At 37.9% G+C, this 20958-nt stretch carries 29 protein-coding genes; 15 read left to right on the forward strand and 14 right to left on the reverse strand.

What is annotated here, in order from left to right; genetic code table 11:
- A partial coding sequence (locus tag IQ215_RS12720; RefSeq protein WP_193801790.1) for a hypothetical protein occupies nucleotides 1–217 on the forward strand: 217 nt, incomplete at its 5' end.
- 31 nt (nucleotides 218–248) lie between these two features.
- Here IQ215_RS12720 and IQ215_RS12725 read toward each other — a convergent pair.
- Entirely contained in the window at nucleotides 249–1466 is a 1218-nt protein-coding gene (locus IQ215_RS12725; protein ID WP_193801791.1) for a molybdopterin molybdotransferase MoeA, read from the reverse strand.
- Nucleotides 1467–1605: 139 nt separating this feature from the next.
- Here IQ215_RS12725 and IQ215_RS12730 point away from each other — a divergent pair, with 139 nt between their 5' ends.
- Nucleotides 1606–2430: a hypothetical protein gene (locus IQ215_RS12730; protein ID WP_193801820.1), complete on the forward strand. Its 825-nt coding sequence runs from the start codon at nucleotides 1606–1608 to the stop codon at nucleotides 2428–2430.
- Between the two features lie 90 nt (nucleotides 2431–2520).
- Here the strand turns inward: IQ215_RS12730 and IQ215_RS12735 are convergent, their stop codons facing one another.
- The gene (locus IQ215_RS12735; RefSeq protein WP_193801792.1) at nucleotides 2521–2922 is read right to left on the reverse strand and encodes a hypothetical protein; all 402 of its coding nucleotides are present in this window, start codon (nucleotides 2920–2922) and stop codon (nucleotides 2521–2523) included.
- Nucleotides 2923–3105: 183 nt separating this feature from the next.
- Between IQ215_RS12735 and IQ215_RS12740 the strand changes: the two genes are divergently transcribed.
- The 3 genes from IQ215_RS12740 (at nucleotide 3106) to IQ215_RS12750 (ending at nucleotide 4181) form a co-directional block, all read left to right on the forward strand.
- The gene (locus tag IQ215_RS12740) at nucleotides 3106–3447 is read left to right on the forward strand and encodes a metal-sensing transcriptional repressor (RefSeq protein WP_193801793.1); all 342 of its coding nucleotides are present in this window, start codon (nucleotides 3106–3108) and stop codon (nucleotides 3445–3447) included.
- Between the two features lie 177 nt (nucleotides 3448–3624).
- Nucleotides 3625–3921, forward strand: a complete 297-nt coding sequence (locus IQ215_RS12745) for an RNA recognition motif domain-containing protein (protein WP_193801794.1) — start codon at nucleotides 3625–3627, stop codon at nucleotides 3919–3921.
- 98 nt (nucleotides 3922–4019) lie between these two features.
- Entirely contained in the window at nucleotides 4020–4181 is a 162-nt protein-coding gene (locus IQ215_RS12750; RefSeq protein WP_193801795.1) for a hypothetical protein, read from the forward strand.
- A 65-nt stretch (nucleotides 4182–4246) separates the two neighbouring features.
- On the opposite strand, the gene IQ215_RS12755 is transcribed toward IQ215_RS12750, so the two are convergent.
- Both IQ215_RS12755 and IQ215_RS12760 read right to left on the reverse strand, forming a co-directional pair.
- A complete protein-coding gene (locus tag IQ215_RS12755) occupies nucleotides 4247–5059 on the reverse strand; it encodes a DUF3598 family protein (RefSeq protein ID WP_193801796.1) in 813 nt (270 codons plus the stop codon).
- Nucleotides 5060–5195: 136 nt separating this feature from the next.
- Nucleotides 5196–6089: an ATP adenylyltransferase family protein gene (locus IQ215_RS12760; RefSeq protein WP_193801797.1), complete on the reverse strand. Its 894-nt coding sequence runs from the start codon at nucleotides 6087–6089 to the stop codon at nucleotides 5196–5198.
- A 265-nt stretch (nucleotides 6090–6354) separates the two neighbouring features.
- On the opposite strand from IQ215_RS12760, the gene IQ215_RS12765 reads away from it, so the two are divergent.
- Nucleotides 6355–6693 carry a ferredoxin-thioredoxin reductase catalytic domain-containing protein gene (locus tag IQ215_RS12765; protein ID WP_193801798.1) on the forward strand — a complete coding sequence of 113 codons (339 nt, stop codon included), beginning with the start codon at nucleotides 6355–6357 and terminating at the stop codon, nucleotides 6691–6693.
- 62 nt (nucleotides 6694–6755) lie between these two features.
- Here the strand turns inward: IQ215_RS12765 and psbN are convergent, their stop codons facing one another.
- A complete protein-coding gene (psbN, locus tag IQ215_RS12770) occupies nucleotides 6756–6887 on the reverse strand; it encodes a photosystem II reaction center protein PsbN (RefSeq protein WP_193801799.1) in 132 nt (43 codons plus the stop codon).
- 92 nt (nucleotides 6888–6979) lie between these two features.
- On the opposite strand from psbN, the gene IQ215_RS12775 reads away from it, so the two are divergent.
- From IQ215_RS12775 to IQ215_RS12785, 3 genes are all read left to right on the forward strand, one after another.
- Nucleotides 6980–7636 (forward strand): HAD-IA family hydrolase, encoded by a 657-nt coding sequence (locus tag IQ215_RS12775; protein ID WP_193801800.1) that lies wholly within the window; start codon nucleotides 6980–6982, stop codon nucleotides 7634–7636.
- A gap of 147 nt (nucleotides 7637–7783) precedes the next feature.
- On the forward strand, nucleotides 7784–7963 hold the full coding sequence (locus IQ215_RS12780) for a hypothetical protein (RefSeq protein WP_431355536.1): 180 nt from the start codon (nucleotides 7784–7786) through the stop codon (nucleotides 7961–7963).
- 119 nt (nucleotides 7964–8082) lie between these two features.
- Nucleotides 8083–8841, forward strand: a complete 759-nt coding sequence (locus tag IQ215_RS12785) for a phosphoadenylyl-sulfate reductase (RefSeq protein ID WP_193801802.1) — start codon at nucleotides 8083–8085, stop codon at nucleotides 8839–8841.
- Nucleotides 8842–9207: 366 nt separating this feature from the next.
- On the opposite strand, the gene ribH is transcribed toward IQ215_RS12785, so the two are convergent.
- On the reverse strand, nucleotides 9208–9687 hold the full coding sequence (ribH, locus tag IQ215_RS12795; protein ID WP_193801804.1) for a 6,7-dimethyl-8-ribityllumazine synthase: 480 nt from the start codon (nucleotides 9685–9687) through the stop codon (nucleotides 9208–9210).
- Between the two features lie 137 nt (nucleotides 9688–9824).
- Nucleotides 9825–10013: a photosystem II reaction center protein PsbZ gene (gene psbZ, locus IQ215_RS12800; protein WP_015223520.1), complete on the reverse strand. Its 189-nt coding sequence runs from the start codon at nucleotides 10011–10013 to the stop codon at nucleotides 9825–9827.
- A gap of 416 nt (nucleotides 10014–10429) precedes the next feature.
- Here psbZ and clpS point away from each other — a divergent pair, with 416 nt between their 5' ends.
- The 3 genes from clpS to IQ215_RS12815 all read left to right on the forward strand — a co-directional run bounded on the left by clpS (nucleotide 10430) and on the right by IQ215_RS12815 (nucleotide 12410).
- The gene (gene clpS, locus IQ215_RS12805; RefSeq protein WP_015223519.1) at nucleotides 10430–10726 is read left to right on the forward strand and encodes an ATP-dependent Clp protease adapter ClpS; all 297 of its coding nucleotides are present in this window, start codon (nucleotides 10430–10432) and stop codon (nucleotides 10724–10726) included.
- Nucleotides 10723–11010 (forward strand): DUF2103 domain-containing protein, encoded by a 288-nt coding sequence (locus IQ215_RS12810; protein WP_193801805.1) that lies wholly within the window; start codon nucleotides 10723–10725, stop codon nucleotides 11008–11010. The genes clpS and IQ215_RS12810 overlap by 4 nt, the downstream gene beginning before the upstream one ends.
- Before the next feature lie 161 nt (nucleotides 11011–11171).
- Nucleotides 11172–12410 (forward strand): LL-diaminopimelate aminotransferase, encoded by a 1239-nt coding sequence (locus tag IQ215_RS12815; protein WP_193801806.1) that lies wholly within the window; start codon nucleotides 11172–11174, stop codon nucleotides 12408–12410.
- Between the two features lie 52 nt (nucleotides 12411–12462).
- On the opposite strand, the gene IQ215_RS12820 is transcribed toward IQ215_RS12815, so the two are convergent.
- Nucleotides 12463–12690: a hypothetical protein gene (locus IQ215_RS12820; RefSeq protein ID WP_193801807.1), complete on the reverse strand. Its 228-nt coding sequence runs from the start codon at nucleotides 12688–12690 to the stop codon at nucleotides 12463–12465.
- A 143-nt stretch (nucleotides 12691–12833) separates the two neighbouring features.
- Here IQ215_RS12820 and IQ215_RS12825 point away from each other — a divergent pair, with 143 nt between their 5' ends.
- Nucleotides 12834–13208, forward strand: a complete 375-nt coding sequence (locus IQ215_RS12825; RefSeq protein ID WP_193801808.1) for a group I truncated hemoglobin — start codon at nucleotides 12834–12836, stop codon at nucleotides 13206–13208.
- Nucleotides 13209–13494: 286 nt separating this feature from the next.
- Here the strand turns inward: IQ215_RS12825 and IQ215_RS12830 are convergent, their stop codons facing one another.
- The 4 genes from IQ215_RS12830 to IQ215_RS12845 all read right to left on the reverse strand — a co-directional run bounded on the left by IQ215_RS12830 (nucleotide 13495) and on the right by IQ215_RS12845 (nucleotide 18145).
- Nucleotides 13495–13824, reverse strand: a complete 330-nt coding sequence (locus IQ215_RS12830) for a cupin domain-containing protein (RefSeq protein WP_193801809.1) — start codon at nucleotides 13822–13824, stop codon at nucleotides 13495–13497.
- A gap of 43 nt (nucleotides 13825–13867) precedes the next feature.
- On the reverse strand, nucleotides 13868–15103 hold the full coding sequence (locus tag IQ215_RS12835; protein WP_193801810.1) for an MFS transporter: 1236 nt from the start codon (nucleotides 15101–15103) through the stop codon (nucleotides 13868–13870).
- Between the two features lie 116 nt (nucleotides 15104–15219).
- Nucleotides 15220–17529: a nitric-oxide reductase large subunit gene (locus IQ215_RS12840; RefSeq protein WP_193801811.1), complete on the reverse strand. Its 2310-nt coding sequence runs from the start codon at nucleotides 17527–17529 to the stop codon at nucleotides 15220–15222.
- A 370-nt stretch (nucleotides 17530–17899) separates the two neighbouring features.
- Nucleotides 17900–18145 (reverse strand): hypothetical protein, encoded by a 246-nt coding sequence (locus IQ215_RS12845; RefSeq protein WP_193801812.1) that lies wholly within the window; start codon nucleotides 18143–18145, stop codon nucleotides 17900–17902.
- Between the two features lie 153 nt (nucleotides 18146–18298).
- Here IQ215_RS12845 and IQ215_RS12850 point away from each other — a divergent pair, with 153 nt between their 5' ends.
- The gene (locus IQ215_RS12850; RefSeq protein ID WP_193801813.1) at nucleotides 18299–18745 is read left to right on the forward strand and encodes a CopD family protein; all 447 of its coding nucleotides are present in this window, start codon (nucleotides 18299–18301) and stop codon (nucleotides 18743–18745) included.
- A gap of 43 nt (nucleotides 18746–18788) precedes the next feature.
- Here IQ215_RS12850 and IQ215_RS12855 read toward each other — a convergent pair whose 3' ends face one another.
- Nucleotides 18789–19217, reverse strand: coding sequence for a KH domain-containing protein (locus tag IQ215_RS12855; RefSeq protein WP_193801814.1), 429 nt, complete (start codon nucleotides 19215–19217; stop codon nucleotides 18789–18791).
- Nucleotides 19210–19458, reverse strand: coding sequence for a 30S ribosomal protein S16 (gene rpsP / locus IQ215_RS12860; protein ID WP_069790863.1), 249 nt, complete (start codon nucleotides 19456–19458; stop codon nucleotides 19210–19212). Before rpsP ends, IQ215_RS12855 begins: the two co-directional genes overlap by 8 nt.
- Nucleotides 19459–19688: 230 nt before the next feature.
- On the opposite strand from rpsP, the gene IQ215_RS12865 reads away from it, so the two are divergent.
- Nucleotides 19689–20951, forward strand: coding sequence for an ankyrin repeat domain-containing protein (locus tag IQ215_RS12865; protein WP_193801815.1), 1263 nt, complete (start codon nucleotides 19689–19691; stop codon nucleotides 20949–20951).
- The last annotated feature ends 7 nt before the right edge of the window (nucleotides 20952–20958 follow it).

Consider the following 20958-nt stretch of genomic DNA (forward strand, 5'->3'; position numbering starts at 1 on the left):
GCCCTTACCCCAACCCATGGTAGCTAATAATACCATCGAAGTATTTGAAGCATCTCCGGCTCAACTAAAACAGGTTGCCGAAAAATTTGCTAAAAGTGTTAACGGGGAAATTCTTGATGATATTGAATCACCGCCGTTTATAATTCCGCCTCCAGAAATAAAAGTTATTAATCGCCCTGAATTGGATGTAGAAGACGAGGACGATTTACCTTTTTAAAAATTAGGATAGTAAGACTTACTAATTGGATTTAAACTAACATTATTTTAATTTTATCTCCTTGCTTAACATGGGAAACCCCCACAGGAAGAATAGCTAAACCGTTGGTTTGTTGTAGGTTAATCAAGTTTCCTGAATTGTGAAGCCCTTGAGAAAGATTAAAATGATATTGCCCATTAACAATATTTGCCCTTCCCCATAGATAACATTCCCTTTTTTCTTCTGCCTTCAGGTTTTCTTGACAGATAGCCTCGACAATTTGAGGTAAATAATAGTTTGTTTCTCCTGACAATTTAGATATGGCACTTTTTAGGAAACGCCAACATATTACCATGGTAGAAACTGGATTACCCGGAATCCCAAAGTATAATTTATTGTCGGGAAAAACAGCTACGGTAAGGGGTTTACCCGGTTTGATGGCTACTTTTTCCATCAATATTTTGCCCCCTAATTTAACTAATATTTCCTTGACATAGTCATATTCACCCACAGAAACTCCCCCTGTGGATAATACAAAATCGGCTTTTTCGAGGGCAGAAGCGATCGCCCCTTCTAATTGTTCTTTTTGGTCAGGTATAATGCCCATAGGGACGGAAATAGCCCCATTTTGGCTGATAAAACTATGTAATAGGTATTGATTAGAATCGATAATTTTACCTCTACTCAGGGTTTCATGGGGGTAAATCAATTCATCTCCCGTGGATAGTATGGCAACTAAGGGCGATCGCACTACATTTACTTCCGTACATTGAGCAGTGGCCAAAATAGCCATTTCAGGGGAATTTATCTTCACCCCCGCAGGTAATAAACCATCATTCGCTCCATAAAAAGAGCCTTTTTTTCTCACAAAATTTCCCCTAGGGGAAGATTCAAGTATTTTTACCAACTTACCATGGCTGTCGGTTTTCTCCTGCATTACCACCGTATCTGCCCCATCAGGCATCATTGCCCCTGTAAAAATACGAGCGCATTGATTAGACTTAATCCTTTTTTGGGGAACATAACCCGCAGGAATTTCTTCAACTATTTCTAAATAAACATCCTTACCATCCTTAATTTTTGCTAAATCCTCCGAGCGCACCCCATAACCATCCATGGCAGAATTATCCCAATAAGGAAAATCATGGGGAGAATTTATGGCTTTCCCTAATATGCGATTATAGGCTTGACTTAAATTAACCGTTTCAATTTCGTCTAATGGTTTAACATAGTCGATAATAATATCAAAGGCTTCTTGGATGGGTAACATAAAAAATTAAAAGTCAGTGTTAAGGTGCGCTGAATAAATCAGAAACTATAATTATAAAAGGTTTGAATCTATTACCAACATCAAAAACACCCAAAAATCAATACTATCCATTATCAACTATCAATTATTAATTACTATGGTGGATGAATTTAGAAGCGTTTTAGAAATCGCCACAGAAGAAGAATTACAACAACTAACTAATATTTTATTTTGCCGTCGTCTCAACCCCATCGACTATTTACAAACCCCTGCCCCCATCGATGTCCAAAGTCAGGATTTACCAAGCTGGTTAGATACCATTGAGCAAAGATTTCGCTTTTTGGGAGCAGATGGAGTAACGGTTTTAAAGCGCCGCACCCATCAAGTATCCTACCGAGAAATTTTAATTCAAGTGTGCCGTTATCTAAAAATTCCCTACGGCATATCCATGGCAACCGTTGACATTGAAACGGAGATTTTTTTACATTTACTACAAAAAGCCTGGGCAAAGTTACCCGCCCATGAACAAAACTCCATCCGTAATCAGGTAATTAAATCTTTAGCTAATGCTACCACTCCCGAGCCTTTACCCTTAAGATTACAACATGATCCCCTGAAAATTATCCTCAAGGGTAGTGGGGTTGTGGCAATTAGTTCAATTTTAAAATCTTGGTTACTCAAAAAAATTGCCCAACAATTTGCGCTCCATTTTGCCACCTATCAGGTTGCCAAAAGTGGTTTAATCAAAGGAGGTGTTGCCCTTGCTTCTGGTTTTCAAACTCAGGTAGCTTTACAAGTAGCTAAACGAGGAATGATGGTTAATACTGCCCGTTATACCGCCGTGAGGGGCGCTTTTGCCTTTTTAGGCCCGGCTTTATGGGCTTGTTTTTTTGCTGATTTGGGTTGGAGGGCGATCGCAACTAACTACACTCGTATCATTCCTGTAATATTTACTTTAGCTCAAATTAGACTCACTAGAACATAAAAAAGTGGGCAGTAACGCCCACGCAAATAGAATTTAAGGCATTGCTATCGGAAATTATTAATTACCCATTATCCAACACCTGTTAACTATTTATTTTCTGATACCTTTAGCCATATTACGGAACATATCCATATTAGTATCCGTAGAGCGACGTTTTTGAGGCTCACTAGGAACAAAAGACGACTCAGTATTAGAGCTTTCACTAGAAGAAGACTCTACAGAATTAAAACTACCTTGAATATTATTATTAAAATTATTGGGGTTTTGAAAAGCGGTTTTCTTAACCATTTTTTCAGAAGATACTTCCTGAATTAATTCTCCACCTTCCTTATTAGCTAAGGTTTTAGGGAATGTTCTGCGCACAGTTTTACTCTTACGCATATATTCAATATCGCCATAGGTTTTTGCATCATCGGGATCTAAAAAATAAGCTCCCTGAGAAGTGTTGTTATTGTTGTTTCCTCTTTTCAACCAACCAAATAAACCAGCCATTAAATTATTTCTCCTTAAGATTCTATTAAAAATTGTTACGATTATACTATGAATTATAACATATCGTTAATCTTCTTAGAAGAAAATATAATCTTTCAACCCCTATCACTCAAACCATTTCAGTAATTTGATTCATAAATTCACTATAATTGTCACAAAGAAATATATAAAATAAATAAGAAAATGGCTACAGTAGATCATGGCACCCAACATCATCACGATCACCACGGAAACAATGCCAGTCATGGTCATATTCACAGCGAAGAATCCCGCCGTAAATTAATTAATCGTTTATCCCGCATCGAAGGTCATGTTAGGGGTATTAAAACCATGATTAATGAACATAGAGACTGCCCAGAAATTCTCATTCAAATTGCCGCCATTAGAGGCGCTCTTGATCGGGTAGCCAGAATCATTTTAGATGAACATTTAAGCGAATGTATTACCCGTGCTGCCGAAGATGGTACCATAGATATAGAAATAGAAGCCCTCAAGGCTGCCCTTGATCGATTTTTGCCATCTTAGAAAAATTGAAGATGGTTAATTGGCTATTTGGTGTTATACTAAACCATAGGGAATCAAGATTTAGTGATAAGATTTTACTCAGTATTTACCGTCACATAGTTTCGTATTTATTGATAGACTTCATTAACAACATCTTTGCTCTCTACAATTTAAACAATTTAAGGAGTTCGTCAATCAATGTCGATATATGTAGGAAATCTTTCCTATAGTGTAAGCAAGGATGATCTAAATGAGGTCTTTGCAGAATATGGTACAGTAACAAGGGTTCATATTCCCACTGATAGAGAAACAGGTCGTATGCGTGGTTTTGCATTCGTAGAGATGGAAAACGAAACCCAAGAGGATGCGGCCATTGAAGCCCTAGACGGTGCTGAGTGGATGAGTCGAGAACTAAAGGTTAATAAAGCTAGACCCCGTGAAAATAGAGATTCTTTCAGGGGTGGCGGTGGTCGTAGAAATGGCGATCGCTTCTAAACCTTATTTATAGTTTAAAACCCTAGAATCCCAACTTTGATTTCTCAGTTAATATCGTGGGAAATCAAAAAAAAGAAAATATTATTTAAGAGGAAAGAATGGCTAAAAGCAATCCTAAAAAGGAAAAAGCAGAACGCAATAAGGCTTATGCTCGTCAATTTAGAAAAAAAACAACCCGTTTCAATTCTAAGTTCAAAAGAAGAGATTACAATAACTCTAATGAGCAGTCTAATAACACTGAAAACAAAGAGCAAAATTAATACGTTAATTTTTTGTGATTCATAAACCACCCCTATCCGTCAAAGAGGTGGTTTTTTTGTGTTTATTATGATTGCTTAAATTCCGTCACTAAGGTGACATTTTGCCATGCCCCTGTTTCATCGTAACGCCGAATAATCCTTAATCTCTGATTCGATTCAACTAACCAACCACATTCGAGGAAAAAGGGTTGACGATGGGTAATTTTTAATGGCACGGTGAGGGATGCGCCATCAGGTAACAATAAACAGCGAATCTGTTGCCCTGTTTCGGAAAAAGTAAGGGCGTTATTTTCTACTTGGGCAGTGGAGGTAAATTCTAAGTGAGGTGTTGTAATGGTTTGTTTTACTTGATTGCCTTTTTCTTCGAGTATCAATTTAGTTGCATACTTTTCAGGCTCACGCCAATCAGGATAAAGGGTGATAGCTTCCCCTTGCCACTCTCCGATGAGTTGATTTAATGACAGAGGAGGCTTTTCTTGTTTGGAGGTATTTTCCCTAAATTCCCTAATGAGGGTGGCTTGTTCAAAGATACTATTTTTATCAAATAATTGTACCATGCGTAAGCGGCGATCCTCTTTACAAAAACCGAACTCTGCTCCGAAGGTAGAAAAAGGGCTAAATTGTAAATTGCCTTTAGAAAAATGTCCTTCTTCAAACAGGAAAATACTACGGTTAAGATAAGTAAATTCGTTAATGTGGGGTGGGCTATCTTGCCCTAATCTTGTCACTGTTAAACGGATGGTTTTATCTTCATTTAAGCCCTCCAATTTAATTTCGGTGGGGGTGTCTTTGATAAACTCTCCTCGGGGGGAAAACTGAGTAAAAGAACCTAGCCAAACCCCTCTATTTTTTAATAAACGTTCCCATTGAGAAGACATAAATAGTTAGTAAAAATAACCTCAATTACTATATCTTATAGTAAATTGGACTTGCTAAATTGATGATCGCTCAGTCTGTAAATACTATAAAAAATGAACAATGGACGATAAGTCTTTTTTTATCTGGTCAAAAAAACTATTGCTCGATTCCTACTTGTTTGAGAATATGTAAGGGTTTATATTCTTTAATAATATCTAATTGTTCTTGATTTTTAACTAATAAAGCCCCAGCAAATCCAAGGGAATTAATAGAAATAGATTGGGCTTTAGGTTGTCTTCTAGGAATCATCATCATCCATTGTTTTGTGACTAATAAATTGTAATTTCCTCGGGATGTTTTACCATCATTTTCTATAGCTAGATAGTCTAGCATTTTCTGGTATATTTCTTCGATTATTTTCGCACATTCTAAACTTGATTTTCCTAAAAGATTGTGAAAGGCGATCGCCTGTACATAAGGCAATTCATCAAGGGTAATAATTTGATGATCTGACAATTTTGAACGATATTTAAGAACGATATTTTCTATGGGAAAACCCTGAGAATTAGGGGCAAGGGGAAATGGAATCACCTGTAAATGTTTGTGAGGTTGAGATGCTCCGGCTAAAGGTCCAGCATTATAAAATCCTAAACCGCTAACCTGTCGTAACACTTGCCAAAAAGACTCTAAATCTTTTAACGTTAATAAATTTTCTTGGGGTTCAAACTCACGGGTAATAATTAAAACATGATTATTAACAACATTATATTTATTTAAGATACAAACATGACTATCACCTAAATCATCCACATAAAGTTTATCCTCATAGGGTAAAAAAGGATTATAACTAGCTTCTTTTTGGTGTTTTTTTTGTTTTTTTTTGGCTTGTTCTTTACGTTGAATATTATCTAAAATTCTAATGATAAAATCAATGTTATTTTCTTTTAAAAATTCATACTGAGTTTCAATTGGTTTTAAGGCTTTTTCTTCTAGTGCTTGAATGGTTGTCGCACTTATTTTGCTCCATAAATCAAGATTATTATTACCCATAAATTCCTAATTAGTCTTTTTTTACAACCACATATAGTTTATGGGATGAAGGTTATTATGACTATTTTTATTAACAATATTTATTTTTAATGTATCAAAAACTTTAGATGACGATCATCCTTTAGTTCATCTCATGGGTGAGCCTATGTTCAAGGGAAAATCTAACCTTTGACTATACATACACGGTTCATCAATAAATTGAGGGGGAGTTGTTAGGGTAAAATAGTAGCAGAGAAAATAAAAAAGGATCAAAACACATTAAACTATGACCTCAGATAATCAAAATAAAAAGCTAGAGGCAATGAAAAACTTTGCCGAACAGTATGCTAAACGCACAGATACATATTTTTGCGCCGATCCTTCAGTTACTGCGGTAGTTATTCAGGGTTTAGCACAGCATAAAGAAGAATTAGGAGCGCCCCTTTGTCCTTGTCGTTATTATGAAGATAAGGAAGCAGAGGTTAAAAATACTTTTTGGAATTGCCCCTGTGTACCGATGCGCGAAAGAAAAGAGTGTCACTGTATGTTATTTATTACCCCTGACAATGAGTTTGCTGGGGAAAAACAGGAAATTTCTTGGGAAGACTTACAAGGGGTACAATAGTTTCTCTACAGTTATTTTGCCCAAAAAGTTAGAGACGTTGCGATAACGTCTCTAGTGAACATTTAATCTTCGTGATCTTCAAAAGGGTCGTCTAGTTGGGCAGAAGGAGGCCCAAAAGCTGTGTAAACTGAAAACCCTGTTAATGCTAAAAGGGCGATCGCAATGGTAGAAGCGACCACTGTTGCGGTATCCATATATTTTTACTGTTATTTTTCTTAAAACTATCTTTTATTGTGACATTCCTTCTTAACTTTTCGCAATCTTTCTCTTTTTCTTCGTACATATAATGGCAGACAAAACAATTATCTTTGACTTTGATGGTACTATTGCCAATACTTTCTCCACTGTGGTAAAGATTGTGAATCAGTTGGCTTTAGAGTTTAATTATCCCTTAGTAGATGAATCAGAAGTTTTTAGGTTAAGTAATCTCAGTTCAAAGGATATTATCAAACAGTCTCCCGTCGCACTTCATAAAATACCTTTTTTGATGAAAAAAATTAAAAAAGAGTTAAATTCACAAATAGCATTTTTGTGCGCCTTTGAAGGAATAAAGGAAACTTTGGAAAGGTTGCATCAAAGAGAATATACCTTAGGGATTATTACTTCTAATTGGGAAGAGAGTGTAAGAGAATTTTTGTGTCGTAATGGCTTAGAGGATTATTTTCAGTTTGTTTACTCTAGTAATAATCTATTTGGAAAGCATCGGACTATTAATCGGGTAATTCGTCATTGTGGTTTATCTTTGGATAATACATTTTATGTGGGAGATGAAACAAGGGATATTGAATCAGCAAGAAAAAGCAAAATTCAGGTGATTGCGGTTACTTGGGGTTTTAATTCGGCGGAAATTTTACAGCATTATCAACCCGATTTTCTCATTAATTGTCCTCAGGATTTATTAATGGCTATTGATGGAGAGGTTATCCAAACCGCTAAAAATTAATGTCTATACGAGGTATGGGATTAAAGGAAGAAAAACTAAAGCCATAATCAAAAGAAACTGTGACAATGACTACAATCAAGAAAAGAAATATTAAGTTATATTGTATTTAGGACTAAATATTAATGACGAAAATAGGTATTTATGGCAATGTCAACTATTTCGAGTGGTTTAGGCAAAGATCAAGAAATTTGGAACAATCTTAAAAAGGCGATCGCCAAAAGCTCTGGTTTTAAACAGTGGCAACAAGATAAGAAATCTAGCCCAGAACAAACCGATGAGCAAGTAAGAGAATATTTACGCTCTACCTTAGAAACTCTTGCTTACTAATCCTTTGCTTTTCCCACCATTAAAGAGTGGGATTTTTTCTATTCGGTTGACATATATAAGGTAAGAAACCTAGAATATAATTCATCTATTCAGAAATAAAAAACTTATTTATATATCCTGTGTATCAATTATCTACCGCCAAAGAAACCTTAGATCTAGCATCCGTTAACAGTCATTTAGTTGATTATAGTGCAGAGGCGATCGTTGACTGGGCAAATCAGGAATTTGGGGAACATTTGGTAATGAGTACCAGTTTTGGGATTCAGTCAGCAGTAATGTTACACCTTGTCACTCAAGTAGTTCCCGATGTGCCTATCATCTGGATTGACACAGGATATTTACCCAAAGAAACCTATACCTTCGCCGAAGAATTAACCAACCGATTAAACCTCAACCTCAAAGTATATCAATCGGAAATGAGTCCTGCCAGAATGGAAGCTCTTTATGGTAAACTTTGGCAAGATAAAAGCGTTGAGTCTTTAAATCTTTATGATCGCATCAGGAAAGTAGAACCCATGCAAAGAGCCTTAAAAGAACTAAAAGCCGAAGCATGGTTAGCAGGTTTGAGACAAAACCAGACCAAATTCCGTCAACAATTAGAGTACGTCAACAAACAAGGGGAACACTATAAAATTTTACCTATTCTTAAATGGAGTTCTCGAGATATTTACGAATATTTAACAAACCATGACTTACCCTATCATCCCTACTTCGATAAAGGTTATGTATCCGTAGGAGATTGGCATTCTAGCCGTCCATTAAGTGCCACCGATGGCGATGAAAGGGATACCCGTTTTCATGGGGTAAAACAAGAGTGTGGGTTACATTTACCCCTCAGTAATGATGAAGCCCAAAGTCTTGATTCTAGTCAATTATAAGTTGGGGAATAGGGAACAGGCAACGGGCAACGGTGATAAAAAACTAATTGGTAGGGTGGCTATTGCCCACTGTGTAATTATTGATTCTGAGGTGCTATACTTCATCGAATTAATAAAGTTTACCTTCACCCACCGTGTAATGAATTACACGGCTAACAGTCAATGTTCAATAAATTGAACTAAGGCTAATTACTATAATACCTTTTTTCAAATCTGTAACCTGTAAACATAACAAAAATCAAGTCTGTAGGATGGGCATTGCCCACCATTTAAAACAACAAAATTTATAGAGGCTGCACCAATTAGTTAAAATATGAAAACCATTGCCTATTCCCTGCCTTCACGACTCCACTTTTTAGGCAAACTTTATTTAAACTGCTTCATCAGAGTAGCCATTTCAATGGCATTCATGGCATAACCCCAACCGTGGTTACTCTTAATACCTGCCCTTTCTAAAGCCTGTTGCATGGTATCAGTGGTTAAAACACCGAAAATAATTGGTACTCCCGTTTGTACAGAAGCTGATGCCACCCCTTTGGCTACCTCGTTGGATACATAGTCAAAATGGGGGGTATCACCTCGAATAACCGCCCCTAAACAAATGATGGCATCATATTTTTTGGTTTCTGCTAACTTACGGGAGACGAGGGGAATTTCAAAGCTACCGGGTACCCAAGCATAGTCCACCTGTTCTCCTTCTGGGTTTACATCAATGCCATGCCTTTTTAAACAATCCTGACAGGCGGTTAATAATTTATTGGTGATCAAATCATTAAAACGCCCAATTACCAATGCAAAACGTAGATTGGGAATATCTTGGGTAAAATTACCTTCAAAAACTGCCATATTTAAAAATAAAAAATTACTTATTGCTAGGAAAATAATAGGGCTTATACGAAAGCCCCTTTTGGTTAAAAAAATTGTTGTTTATTCTGTTCAGAAAATCTTTAAGAAATGTTAATTTTTATTAAGAACTTTTGAACTTAAACGACGAAAAAGTTAAGTACAGCGACGGCAATTACTAGGGCTACCCACAAACCAGAACCAATATAGAGAATGGATTTAGACTGTTCCCAATTTTGGGGAGAGGCATAAGCAACGGGTACATAAACGATCATTACAAAGGAAAAAAGAACCAATGCTGTTAAAAGTAATTGGAATATAGCTCCCATCTTTTTTAATCTCCTTGAATATATTTTTTTACTAAACAAACTTTCTTAAAATAGTTTAGGCTAATTTGGGACATTTTGGGAAATAGGCAATGGGGAATGGGCAATGGTAATGATATGGTGGTGTTTCAATTGTTAAGGTGATTGAATAATGTTTGAGTGGGTGATGTTGAAATATCCTCTTTTTGTTTATTACAGAGAATTTTGGCTTTAAAACCCCATCATCAAAATTTATTAACCTAAAATTGGGCTTCTCATAATCCTTAAAACTTAATATTTATAATCACTAGTAAAAAACTATTCCCCGTTCCCTGTTCCCCGCCCTGATTAATATATTATTGAAACAGGATTTAGTATAATTAGTGGCATAGGCATTAAGTTTTTATAAAAAATCGATATTAATAACCTTTATGACTAATATGGTATTAGGAAGTGCTATAGTTACTCCGACGAAGTCTGAACAAACTGTCCGCAAACCGTACCCTAATTATAAGGTTATCGTTTTGGATGATGATTTTAATACTTTTGAACACGTGGCTAGTTGTTTGATGCGCTATATTCCGAAGATGACGGAGGAGTTGGCGTGGAATTTGACGAATCAGGTACATTTTCAAGGTCAAGCGATGGTTTGGGCTGGCCCGTTGGAACAGGCGGAGTTGTATCATCAACAGTTAAGGAGAGAGGGTTTGACCATGGCACCATTGGAGGCAGCATGAGTAAGTCATCGGAAGGGCGCATTGTTTGGAATCATTCGACTCATTTGGATGGTTTGATCCCTATTTTGGAAAAGTTGGTAGTTTATGAAGGGATTCGCACCATTACTCCTGCGGTTTTGAGTCGATCGCGCAGTCACATTCCCCATTTAAAATTAAAGGTTTCTGTACCTATTCGGGGAGGGTTTAAGCTCATTGCCCGTCAGGGGAAAAGTGTGCAGGAGGTTTTTATTATTACGGATTTGACTCAGGCTGAGTTAGAAGGTGCGATCGCCGATATTCTTTAAATGAGGGAATAGGCAATGGGGAATGGGCAATAGTTTTTTTAGGTTAACTAATTTTCAATAGGGTTCAATAATTGTCCATTGTTAATTGTTAATTGTCCATTGTTTCTTTGGTGGATCTGGGGTGATACTATAGCTTATAGTCTCTTTACAATTATTTATATATGGCAAGTATCAACGATAATTATTTAAAATTAAAGGCTGGTTATTTATTCCCTGAAATCGGTAGAAGGGTAAGCGCTTTTGCTCAGGAAAATCCCGAGGCAAATATTATTAAATTGGGCATTGGTGATGTTACCGAACCCTTACCCCAAGCCTGTCGTGATGCTATGATGAAGGCGATTGAGGATATGGGCGATCGCACCTCATTTAAAGGATATGGCCCTGAACAGGGATACGGCTGGTTAAGGGAAAAAATTGCCCAGAACGATTTTCAAGCTCTTGGGTGTGATGTATCCCCCGAAGAAATCTTCATCTCCGATGGCTCTAAGTGCGACTGTGGTAACATTTTAGACATTTTTGGCAAAAATAACAAAATTGCCGTTACTGACCCCGTATATCCCGTTTACGTGGATACTAATGTAATGGCAGGACACACGGGAGACGCTAACGAGAAAGGAGAATATGAAGGTTTAGTATATCTCCCCATCAGTGCTAATAATGATTTTACCGCCGAAATTCCCTCCGAGGCAGTGGATTTAATTTACCTTTGTTTCCCCAACAACCCCACAGGCGCCACCGCCACCAAGGAATATTTACAAAAATGGGTGAACTACGCCCAAGAAAATGGCTCTATCATTCTTTTTGATGCCGCTTATGAAGCATTTATCACCGATCCTAATTTACCTCATTCCATCTTTGAAATTGAAGGAGCGAGAGAATGTGCGATCGAATTTCGTTCTTTTTCCAAAAATGCAGGATTCACGGGAACTCGTTGCGCCTTTACCGTAGTACCCAAAAATCTCAAAGGCAAAGCCAGTGATGGTTCTGAAGTAGAAATCTGGAAACTCTGGAATCGTCGTCAATCCACCAAATTTAATGGTGTATCCTACATTGTCCAAAGGGGTGCCGAAGCGGTATATTCCCCCGAAGGAAAAGCCGAAATTAGCCAATTAGTAAACTTCTACCTTGAAAATGCCAGTATCATTCGCCAAGAGTTAACCAAAGCAGGTTTAACCGTCTATGGTGGCGTAAATGCTCCCTATGTGTGGGTAAAAACCCCTGATGCTTTATCTAGTTGGGATTTCTTTGATAAATTGCTTCACAACGTGCATATCGTGGGTACTCCAGGTTCTGGATTTGGTGCGGCTGGGGAAGGTTATTTCCGTCTGAGTGCATTTAACAGTCGTGAAAATGTCATCGAAGCTATGAAGCGCATTACCACTACTTTTAATTTCGCTTAATGGTTTTATGATAAAGGGGCAGATCTTTTTTTTGAAAGGGTTTGCCCTTTTTTTATGCAATTTGTAAAGTTTTTTGGGGCAAGACACAAAATAAGTCTGATAAAATTCTTAATTCTTCGGGATAACAAGGTTTAGGGTATTCCTCTAACCAGATAGGAGGCACAAGCATGGGATCATATTCTTCTACATGGTATATTTTTCCACCGTGTTGCTTCAGTTGAACTGGGGTACCGGGTTGAAAAATCTTTGCTTCTTCTTGTTCCCATTGTGTAGAATCCATACGGTTTCTCCTTTTCTTATTTCTGTATAAAATTATACCAAAAATTCAGTAAATGTCAGGATAGCTTAACATTTTTCAATATCTGGGACTCTGATAGCTGATCTACAATGAAAGTGTAATGAAACTTTGACACAAAATTAACTATGAAAACTTTATACGAAAAATTAGGTGGAAAAGAAGCTGTAGATATTGCAGTGGATATGTTTTATGAAAAGGTATTGAATGATGAGAGGGTAAAACATTTTTTTGTTAATACCGACATGAAACAACAAAAAAATCACCAAAAGGCTTTTATGACTTATGCTTTCGGTGGTACTGAAAAATTTACTGGTCGTAATATGAGGGATGCTCACAAAGATTTAGTGGACAACATGGGTTTAACGGATGTCCATTTTGATGCGATCGCCCAAAACCTTGTAGAAACCCTCCAAGAATTGAATGTATCTCAAGAAAACATTGACGAAGTAGTAAAGATAGTTGGAGCGGTGGAACACCGTAACGATGTTTTAAACCGTTAAAATAATATTAACTTGAGTTTGGGATAACATTTTTAGTCTTTTAAAGGTGTCAACAATTGACAATTATGACCTGCCACCAGTCGCCTAAAACTTGGTGGTACTCATAAGGAATTATCCCGCACTGAGATTAAACCTTATGTTAAGTCCGCTTGATCACTTACAAATTCGCAATATTAATATCTAAGTTCAATTTATTGAACGAACTACCATTAGCCGTGTAATTCATTACACGGTGGGGCAAGTACAAAGATACAATCTATTGATAACTAATTATCCGAACTTGATATTATTCAGTAGCAGAAAGGGTTAATAAAAAACAAAGATTTTCCTTCGCACTTAGGGCATGGGGTGCATTACTGGGCATCACCACAAAAACCCCTTTTTCCAGCTTAATATCTTCCCCCTCTAGGGTTAAAATTCCTTCCCCTTCAATGACATTAACTGTAGCATTTCGACTGGAAGTGTGTTCAGAAATTTCCGTACCTTTCGCCAGACAAAATAATGTATATTGACAGTTTTTATCTTTTAGTAAAACTTTACTTAAAATACCCTCGCTAGGATATTCAATATGTTGGTCAAGGTTAGTAAAGGTAGATTTTAATTCAAGTATAGACATAATATTTTTTTAAATTGATGATGTTATTTTTATGCTAAAACAATCACGATGAAGATTTACTCCAAGGAACCTCTTGCCAAAATAGGGGGATAGCAATTAATCCTGAAATCAGTTGGATTAAACCGAAAACGGCTAGACTGACACCGAAGCCAAAATTGAGTAATTCTCCAAAAATCAAACTACCAACTCCAAACCCCGTAAATAGAAGAAATACTTTTAAACCCATGGTTTGACCTAATTTATCATCATCTCCCAAATCCGTTACGATACCAACGAAAAGGGGTTGAGTGAGATCATAACCGAGGGATAAAACTAACACAGAAATGGTGGTCATATAGGGAGGAATATTTAAGATCATAAATAATCCAGATAACCCCGCCATGATTAATCCTGCGGGAATTAACCACCTTCTACCCCATTTATCTACGGCTTTACCGATGGCTGGACTTAGTAATAATCCTGGAATACCATAACCGAGAATAGTTAAACCAATATTTAAGGCATTCATTTCATACCGTTGAGATAAATATAACCCTAGCCATGTGTAAACTCCTGAGTGATAAACACCGTTCCAGAGTACATAACTATAGGTTCTTTTCCCCCGAAAAGTTACTAAAACGTTGCTATAACCCCTAAATATTTGATGAATAGAGGGCAGTTTTTCGGCTTTGGCAGTATCAAATAATGCCCCGTAGGGATTTAACAAGACAAGGACTATGGCGGCCATAATAGCTGTGCCGAGGAAAAGCCAACGCCATCCGATGTAGGGTTCGAGAATAGCACCCCCTGCCGAACCTGCGGCCATGCCTCCTTCCATGGCGGCAAATACTAAGCCTAGTTTTACCCCCCGTTGATCGAAGGGGAATAAATCACCAATCAGGGCAAAGGTAAGGGGTATTACACCACTGGCGCCGATACCTGTTAATAAACGCCATGTGGCCATCTGTCCTGCGGTTTGGGAAGTAGCGGTTAGGGCGGTACAAACTACGAAAATAATCAGGGAGAGGCGAATAATTGACCAACGACCAAAACGATCTGATAATAGCCCATAAAATAGTGCCATGAGGGCATAGGAGAGCATATAGGCAGGAACGATAAAGCCGATTTCTTGGACGGGAACGTTAAATACTTCCGATAGTCTGGGGATGAGGGGCTCGATCATATAGCCCTGTAAGAAGATTAGTCCTGCGGCAATGGAAAGTAGGTTGAATAGTTGTTTATGTTTTTTTAGTCTTAGGGTGCGATCGGCTTCTTCGATGTGTGTGTCTTTTTGACTCATCCTCTTTTTTGGTTATGGAAATTTTCTATATTGTACCCTCTTATTATGATTATTATGCAATAATTGCATTATTTAATCTGGCTAACATTAAGATAACTTGAGTTTGGGATCCACTGTTATAGTTTGGAGGTGACGACGGGACTGTCATCGGGTTGGGCTTGGGTAGGTTGTTGGAAAATGCCATAAATGGCTTTAATTACGGAAACAACTAACACCACCGCACCAATGGCGAAAACAATGTCTCCTGGTATCCTTAGCCACACTGTCCATCGCATCCAGCCTGAGCTAATGACTTCGGCACTTCTGGCGTACCATGTACCATGGTTAACCGATTGCACCAACTGATAAAATCCGTTGGGAATTAGTCCGAAAATCATCATCATTACTAAACCGATATTTAGCCACCAAAAAGAGAAGTTAAAGCCTTTTTCGCTCCATGCTTTATCGGGGGTAATTTCTCGTAGGGCAAACAGCATAAGGGCGATCGCCAAGGAGCCGTAAACACCATATAAAGCGGAGTGGGCATGAATGGGGGTAGTATTTAAACCTTGGGAATAATAAAGGACAATGGGAGGATTAATCAAAAATCCGAATACCCCAGCGCCAATTAAATTCCAAAAACAAGTGGCAATAAAGAACTTGAGGGGTAAACGATAAAATCCTTGGGCTTCTTGGGATAAACGCATGGACTTTAACACCTCAAAACCAATTAAGGTTAAGGGTACTACTTCCAACGCTGAAGCCACTGCACCCATGGCGGTAATAAATACGGGGGTACCAGCAAAATAGAGATGGTGTAATGTACCAATCACCCCACTACCAAGATAAAGAATAGTGGTTAGATAGGTGGCACGAAGGGCGGATGAACGTTTCAAGAATCCTAATTCACTGCACAAATAGGCGATCGCCACGGTGGCAAATACTTCAAAAAAGCCTTCTACCCAAAGATGTACCACCCACCAACGCCAATACTCAGCAATACTCACAGGAGTATGATTGGTGTACATCAAACCAGAGGCATAGAATAAAGGAATGGTAATGGCACTGTATAGGAAAAAGTGATTTAAGCCCGTTTTGCTTCCCTCCGCCTTGAGGGTAGGTTTTAAGGCACGATACATCAAAAACAACCAGAATACCATGCCACCAATGAGTAGCAATTGCCATAATCGCCCTAACTCCACATATTCATAACCTTGATGGCCAAACCAGAAACTTTGATCACCGCCCAAAATACCTTGAACACTAGCCCAGGCACCAATTAAAGAACCTACCACCACCACGGTTAAGGCTACTAATAAGGTACTATTACCCCACACCTGAAACTTAGGCTCATTTTTACCGAAACGGGGAGCAAAATATAACCCCGCCGCTAACCAACAGGTAGCAATCCAAAACACCGCTAACTGTAAGTGCCATGTACGAGAAGCTGCATAGGGTAGATAATTCTGAATCGGTACACCATAAAAACCATCCCCTTCCACGGCATAATGGGCTGTTACCATACCCATCAACATTTGTACACAAAACAAACCCATGGCAACTCCAAAGAAAAGGGTAGTCGCTTTCTGGCTAGGGGTAGCGATGCGAATAGAAGGGCGACTTTCCACCACCTGAATTTCCTCTGCATCCTCTTGAGTAAGATAAATAAAAATAAATCCTGCAATCCCTGCAATTAAAACAATAACTGAAACAATAGACCAAATTACAAACTGAGGTGGTGCATTGTTCCCGATTAAATCATCATGGGGAAAATTGGCGGTGTAGGAAAAGGGTGCATTGGGGCGATTGGCGGAGGCTGCCCACGCAGTCCAACTAAAAAACGCCGTCACATCACGAATTTCGGTATCATCTTTAAACCAGCCTTGGGGAATGGAATGGATTGCCGAACCGTTGGTTAATAGTTGCTTATAATCTGCAAATACTTGTTCTAAACCTTTGCCTTGGGCAGAAGTGAGAGTTAAAGTGTCAGTATCATCAGCATAACGATTGATTTTGAACTCTTGTTGTACTCTTGCTTGTAAGGTTGCCCTTTCTACATTGGATAAGGCTTTTAAATCTTGTTGAGAAAAATTTGGATCATTACTATATAGTATTCCAGCAGTAGCCAACCCCCAACGGTGCAACACATCTGCTGTCCAATCAGGTGCCAAATAGCTACCATGCCCCCAGATACTGCCGATGTGTTGTCCTCCCCTACCTAAATAGGTGGTTTGTCCATGTTCGATTTGTTCACGGGTTAAAATTACTTCTTGTTGCGTAGATACCACTGTACCGGGGATGGGGGGAGCATTTTTATAAATCACTGCCCCTGCGAATAGTAGTACGGTAAATGTAGCCACACAGATGAAGACTAGCCATGCGGGTAATCCCCAGCGTTTATATTGTGGCTCTGTCTTTGTTGCTATGTTAATTGTAGAGTCTGCCATAGATCTTAATTTATAAGTGTATGCAAAAAAAACATAGTAAAAGAAACGATCGCACTTTATACTTTATTTATATTTAAGTTTCTTTAACCTATGTATGATCTTAGACAAAATTTTTATATTTAAGTTTTAATTTTTATTAATATACCTAAATTACAGCTACAAATAAGACAGTATAAAAGATTGAGACTTTTTACAAAAATTAATGATATTCTTAGGTTGCAAACAGCCATTTATTAACATATAAATACTAAAAAAAATATCAATCACTGCATATCTTGTTCAGATTTAATGCAAAAAACGCATAATAAACAGAACAAAAAAAGCTAGAGTAATCTAAATTACCCTAGCGTAAACAAGTTTTTTCCATCATTTAGCAGTAAAATTCACTTTTGTTGAGGGTAACTTCACCATAACCAGGAACCCAACTTACCCAAGTACCTGATTTTTCTTCACATAATAATAGGGCTTCTTCTTGGCTATAGGCACTGGGGGCTTGATTAAGTTTTACCCATGAATCACGATTATAGGTAATATGACATACTGGACTCCAATCAGGGGCGATCGCCTCTTGCTCTGTGACCACATTAGCTGGGTTGCTCGTTAATTGCATTGACATGGCTTTTCTCCATAAATTATAGATTTATTTTTGGGAAATAATCTTTTTTTTGATAAGTCCTAAAAAACATTTCTGTATAATATGCTACATAAATATCAAATAAAATAACCATAATGTTATCAAAAATTAACATAACATTGAGCAAAATAGATTATGACATTCCAACTTTTAGTTTTGTTGCACACCCTTAGTGCAACCATTTGGACGGGAGGACATTTAATTTTAGCGGTGATGGTGTTACCAAGGGCGCTGAGAAAAAAAGCTCCTAATTTGATAGAAAATTTTGAGGAAAATTTTGAAACTTTAGGTTTAATATCCTTAGGATTACAAGTGCTTACAGGATTGGGATTGATTTGGATTTATTTTCCTCATTTTGAGGGTTTATGGGCTTTAGATTCTTTTTTATCTCGTTATGTGGTGACTAAATTAGGATTACTTCTATTAACCGTTACTTTAGCCATTCATGCCAGATTATTTATTATCCCTAAGTTAAGTGTTGAAACCCTTAATTCTTTAGCTTGGCATATCATAGCCATTACCACCATTGGTGTTTTATTTGTAGTGTTGGGGGTGGGGATTCGTTTGGGGGGATATTTTTAAGAAAAAACCCAACAGTAAATGCTGTTGGGCAAAAGATCAAAAATTACTCAATGACAGGTTTGTTAACATGACCACGTCTTTTAATGGGAGGGCGAGGAGTACCATTAGAACGAGATCGGGGCGTAAAATTACTGCTGCGACTGGGTTTACGACGGGGAGCAGATCTAAATCTACCACGTTCTTGATCTTCGTGGACTTCAAGATATAATGTATCACCTACCATCTGAGCGGCTGTTTGTAATACGGTTCGGATGGCTTGAATATTGCGTCCCCCCTTACCATATACCCTGCCTTTTTCTTTTTCTTCGAGGGCTAGACGAATCCAAATTCTTTTGGTGCTGGTGATGTACTCACAGTGAAAACTGAGTAATTCGGGAGATTCTAATAAAGGCTCAACCAGAAAACGAATTAGCCCATCATAATCAGGGCTAGTAGCATTATCTAAGTCAAGATAAGGTTGTTTATTAAGCATTTACTTGTTCAAAAACTTTTGCTTTGTCTAAGATACGGCGTACGGTTTCGGTGGGTTGAGCGCCATCTTTTAAACGGGTGACAATAGCAGGTACATCTAATCTGGTTTCATCGGTGCGAGGGTTATAGAATCCTAATTCTTCTAATGCTCTACCGTCACGGCGACTACGGCTATTGATTGCAACGATACGATAACTAACTTCTCTTTTTTTACCTAATCTTTTTAAGCGTATTTTAATCATAATAATAATTTTAGTGTACTGTTAATCTTGATTGATGGGTTAAGATTTAATTGACCTATACTATGATACTCAAATTTGCCCCTAATTGCTAATATTGCTTTTCAGAAAACCGTTAACATTTCCCATCGGGTATGAAAAAGGGTTGAAGTTTTTTTTAGGAGCATATTGTTAATTATTTTTTCAGACTACTAATTTTTATTATCCGTCTTTATCTGTTATTTAGATTTATCATGAATGATCTTCTTCCTATCCATCAAGCGGTAAAACAGCGTAATTTATCTATGGTTGAAAAACTATTAGCTGAGGATAATAATATGGTTAATAGTCTTGATGTTAATTATAATACTCCCCTAATTTATGCGGTGCAAGGGGGACAAGGGGCGATCGCCCATAGCCTCATCCAAAAAGGAGCAAATGTAAACCATCAAAATCACCCGCACCAAATGACGGCATTGATGTTTGCCTGTGCCAAAAATTATTTATCCCTTTGTGAATTGTTAATACAATCAGGGGCAGACGTAAACCTAAGTAACGACGATCGCACCCCACCCCTAATGATAGCCTGTTACTGGGGATATAAAGAAGTAGTAGAACTACTATTAAAAAATGGAGCAAAAGTAAACTGCCAAGACATAGATGGAGATACCCCCCTACAAATAGCCATCCAAAAAAACCATAGCCCCATCATCGAACTATTAATAAACCATGGCGCCGACTTATACCAAGACGAAGGAGCATTAAATCTCGCCATCGACTACCATAAACTAGACATCGTCAAAACCCTCCTCAAACATTCAGTGCAAGTAAACCGAGGTAACAAAGATGGCTTTACCCCCCTGATGAATGCCTGTGCGCAAGGAAACATAGAAATAGTTAGAGCTTTACTCAACGCAGAAGCAAAAGTTAATCTTCAAGACAACCAAAAAGAAACCGCCCTCCATCTCGCCTGTTTAGAAGGACATTTTCAGATAGTAGAAGCCCTAATCAAAAAAGGAGCAAACGTAAACGCCATTAACGGCGAAAAAGATAGCCCCCTAATTATCGCCTGTGTACAAGGCCATAGCGAAATTGTCGCCGAACTACTCAAAAACGGGGCTAACCCCAACTACGCCAATAATCAAGATTATCCCCTAACCCTCGCCATCATCAACAACCACCAAGAAATCTCTTATTACCTACTCCAAGCAGGGGCTAACCCCGATGTACGCCTAGCCGATGGTAAAACAGTATTAATGAAAGTATGTGACCAAAATAACCTCGATATGATTCGTTGTTTATTACACTTTGGCGCCGATGTCAACCTTGAAGATAAAGGAGGAGGCACTGCCTTGATGTGGTCAGCGCACCGAGGACACTTAGAAGGAGTTAAACTATTACTAGAAATAGAAGGAATAAATATCAATCACCATAACCATAACGGCTACAGCGCCGCTAGTTTAGCAGAATATAATCAATTTGATTACGTCACAGAATTTTTAAATAACAGAAAATAGAGAATAA

The sequence above is a fragment of the Cyanobacterium stanieri LEGE 03274 genome (genome assembly GCF_015207825.1).
Lineage (GTDB): Bacteria > Cyanobacteriota > Cyanobacteriia > Cyanobacteriales > Cyanobacteriaceae > Cyanobacterium > Cyanobacterium stanieri_B.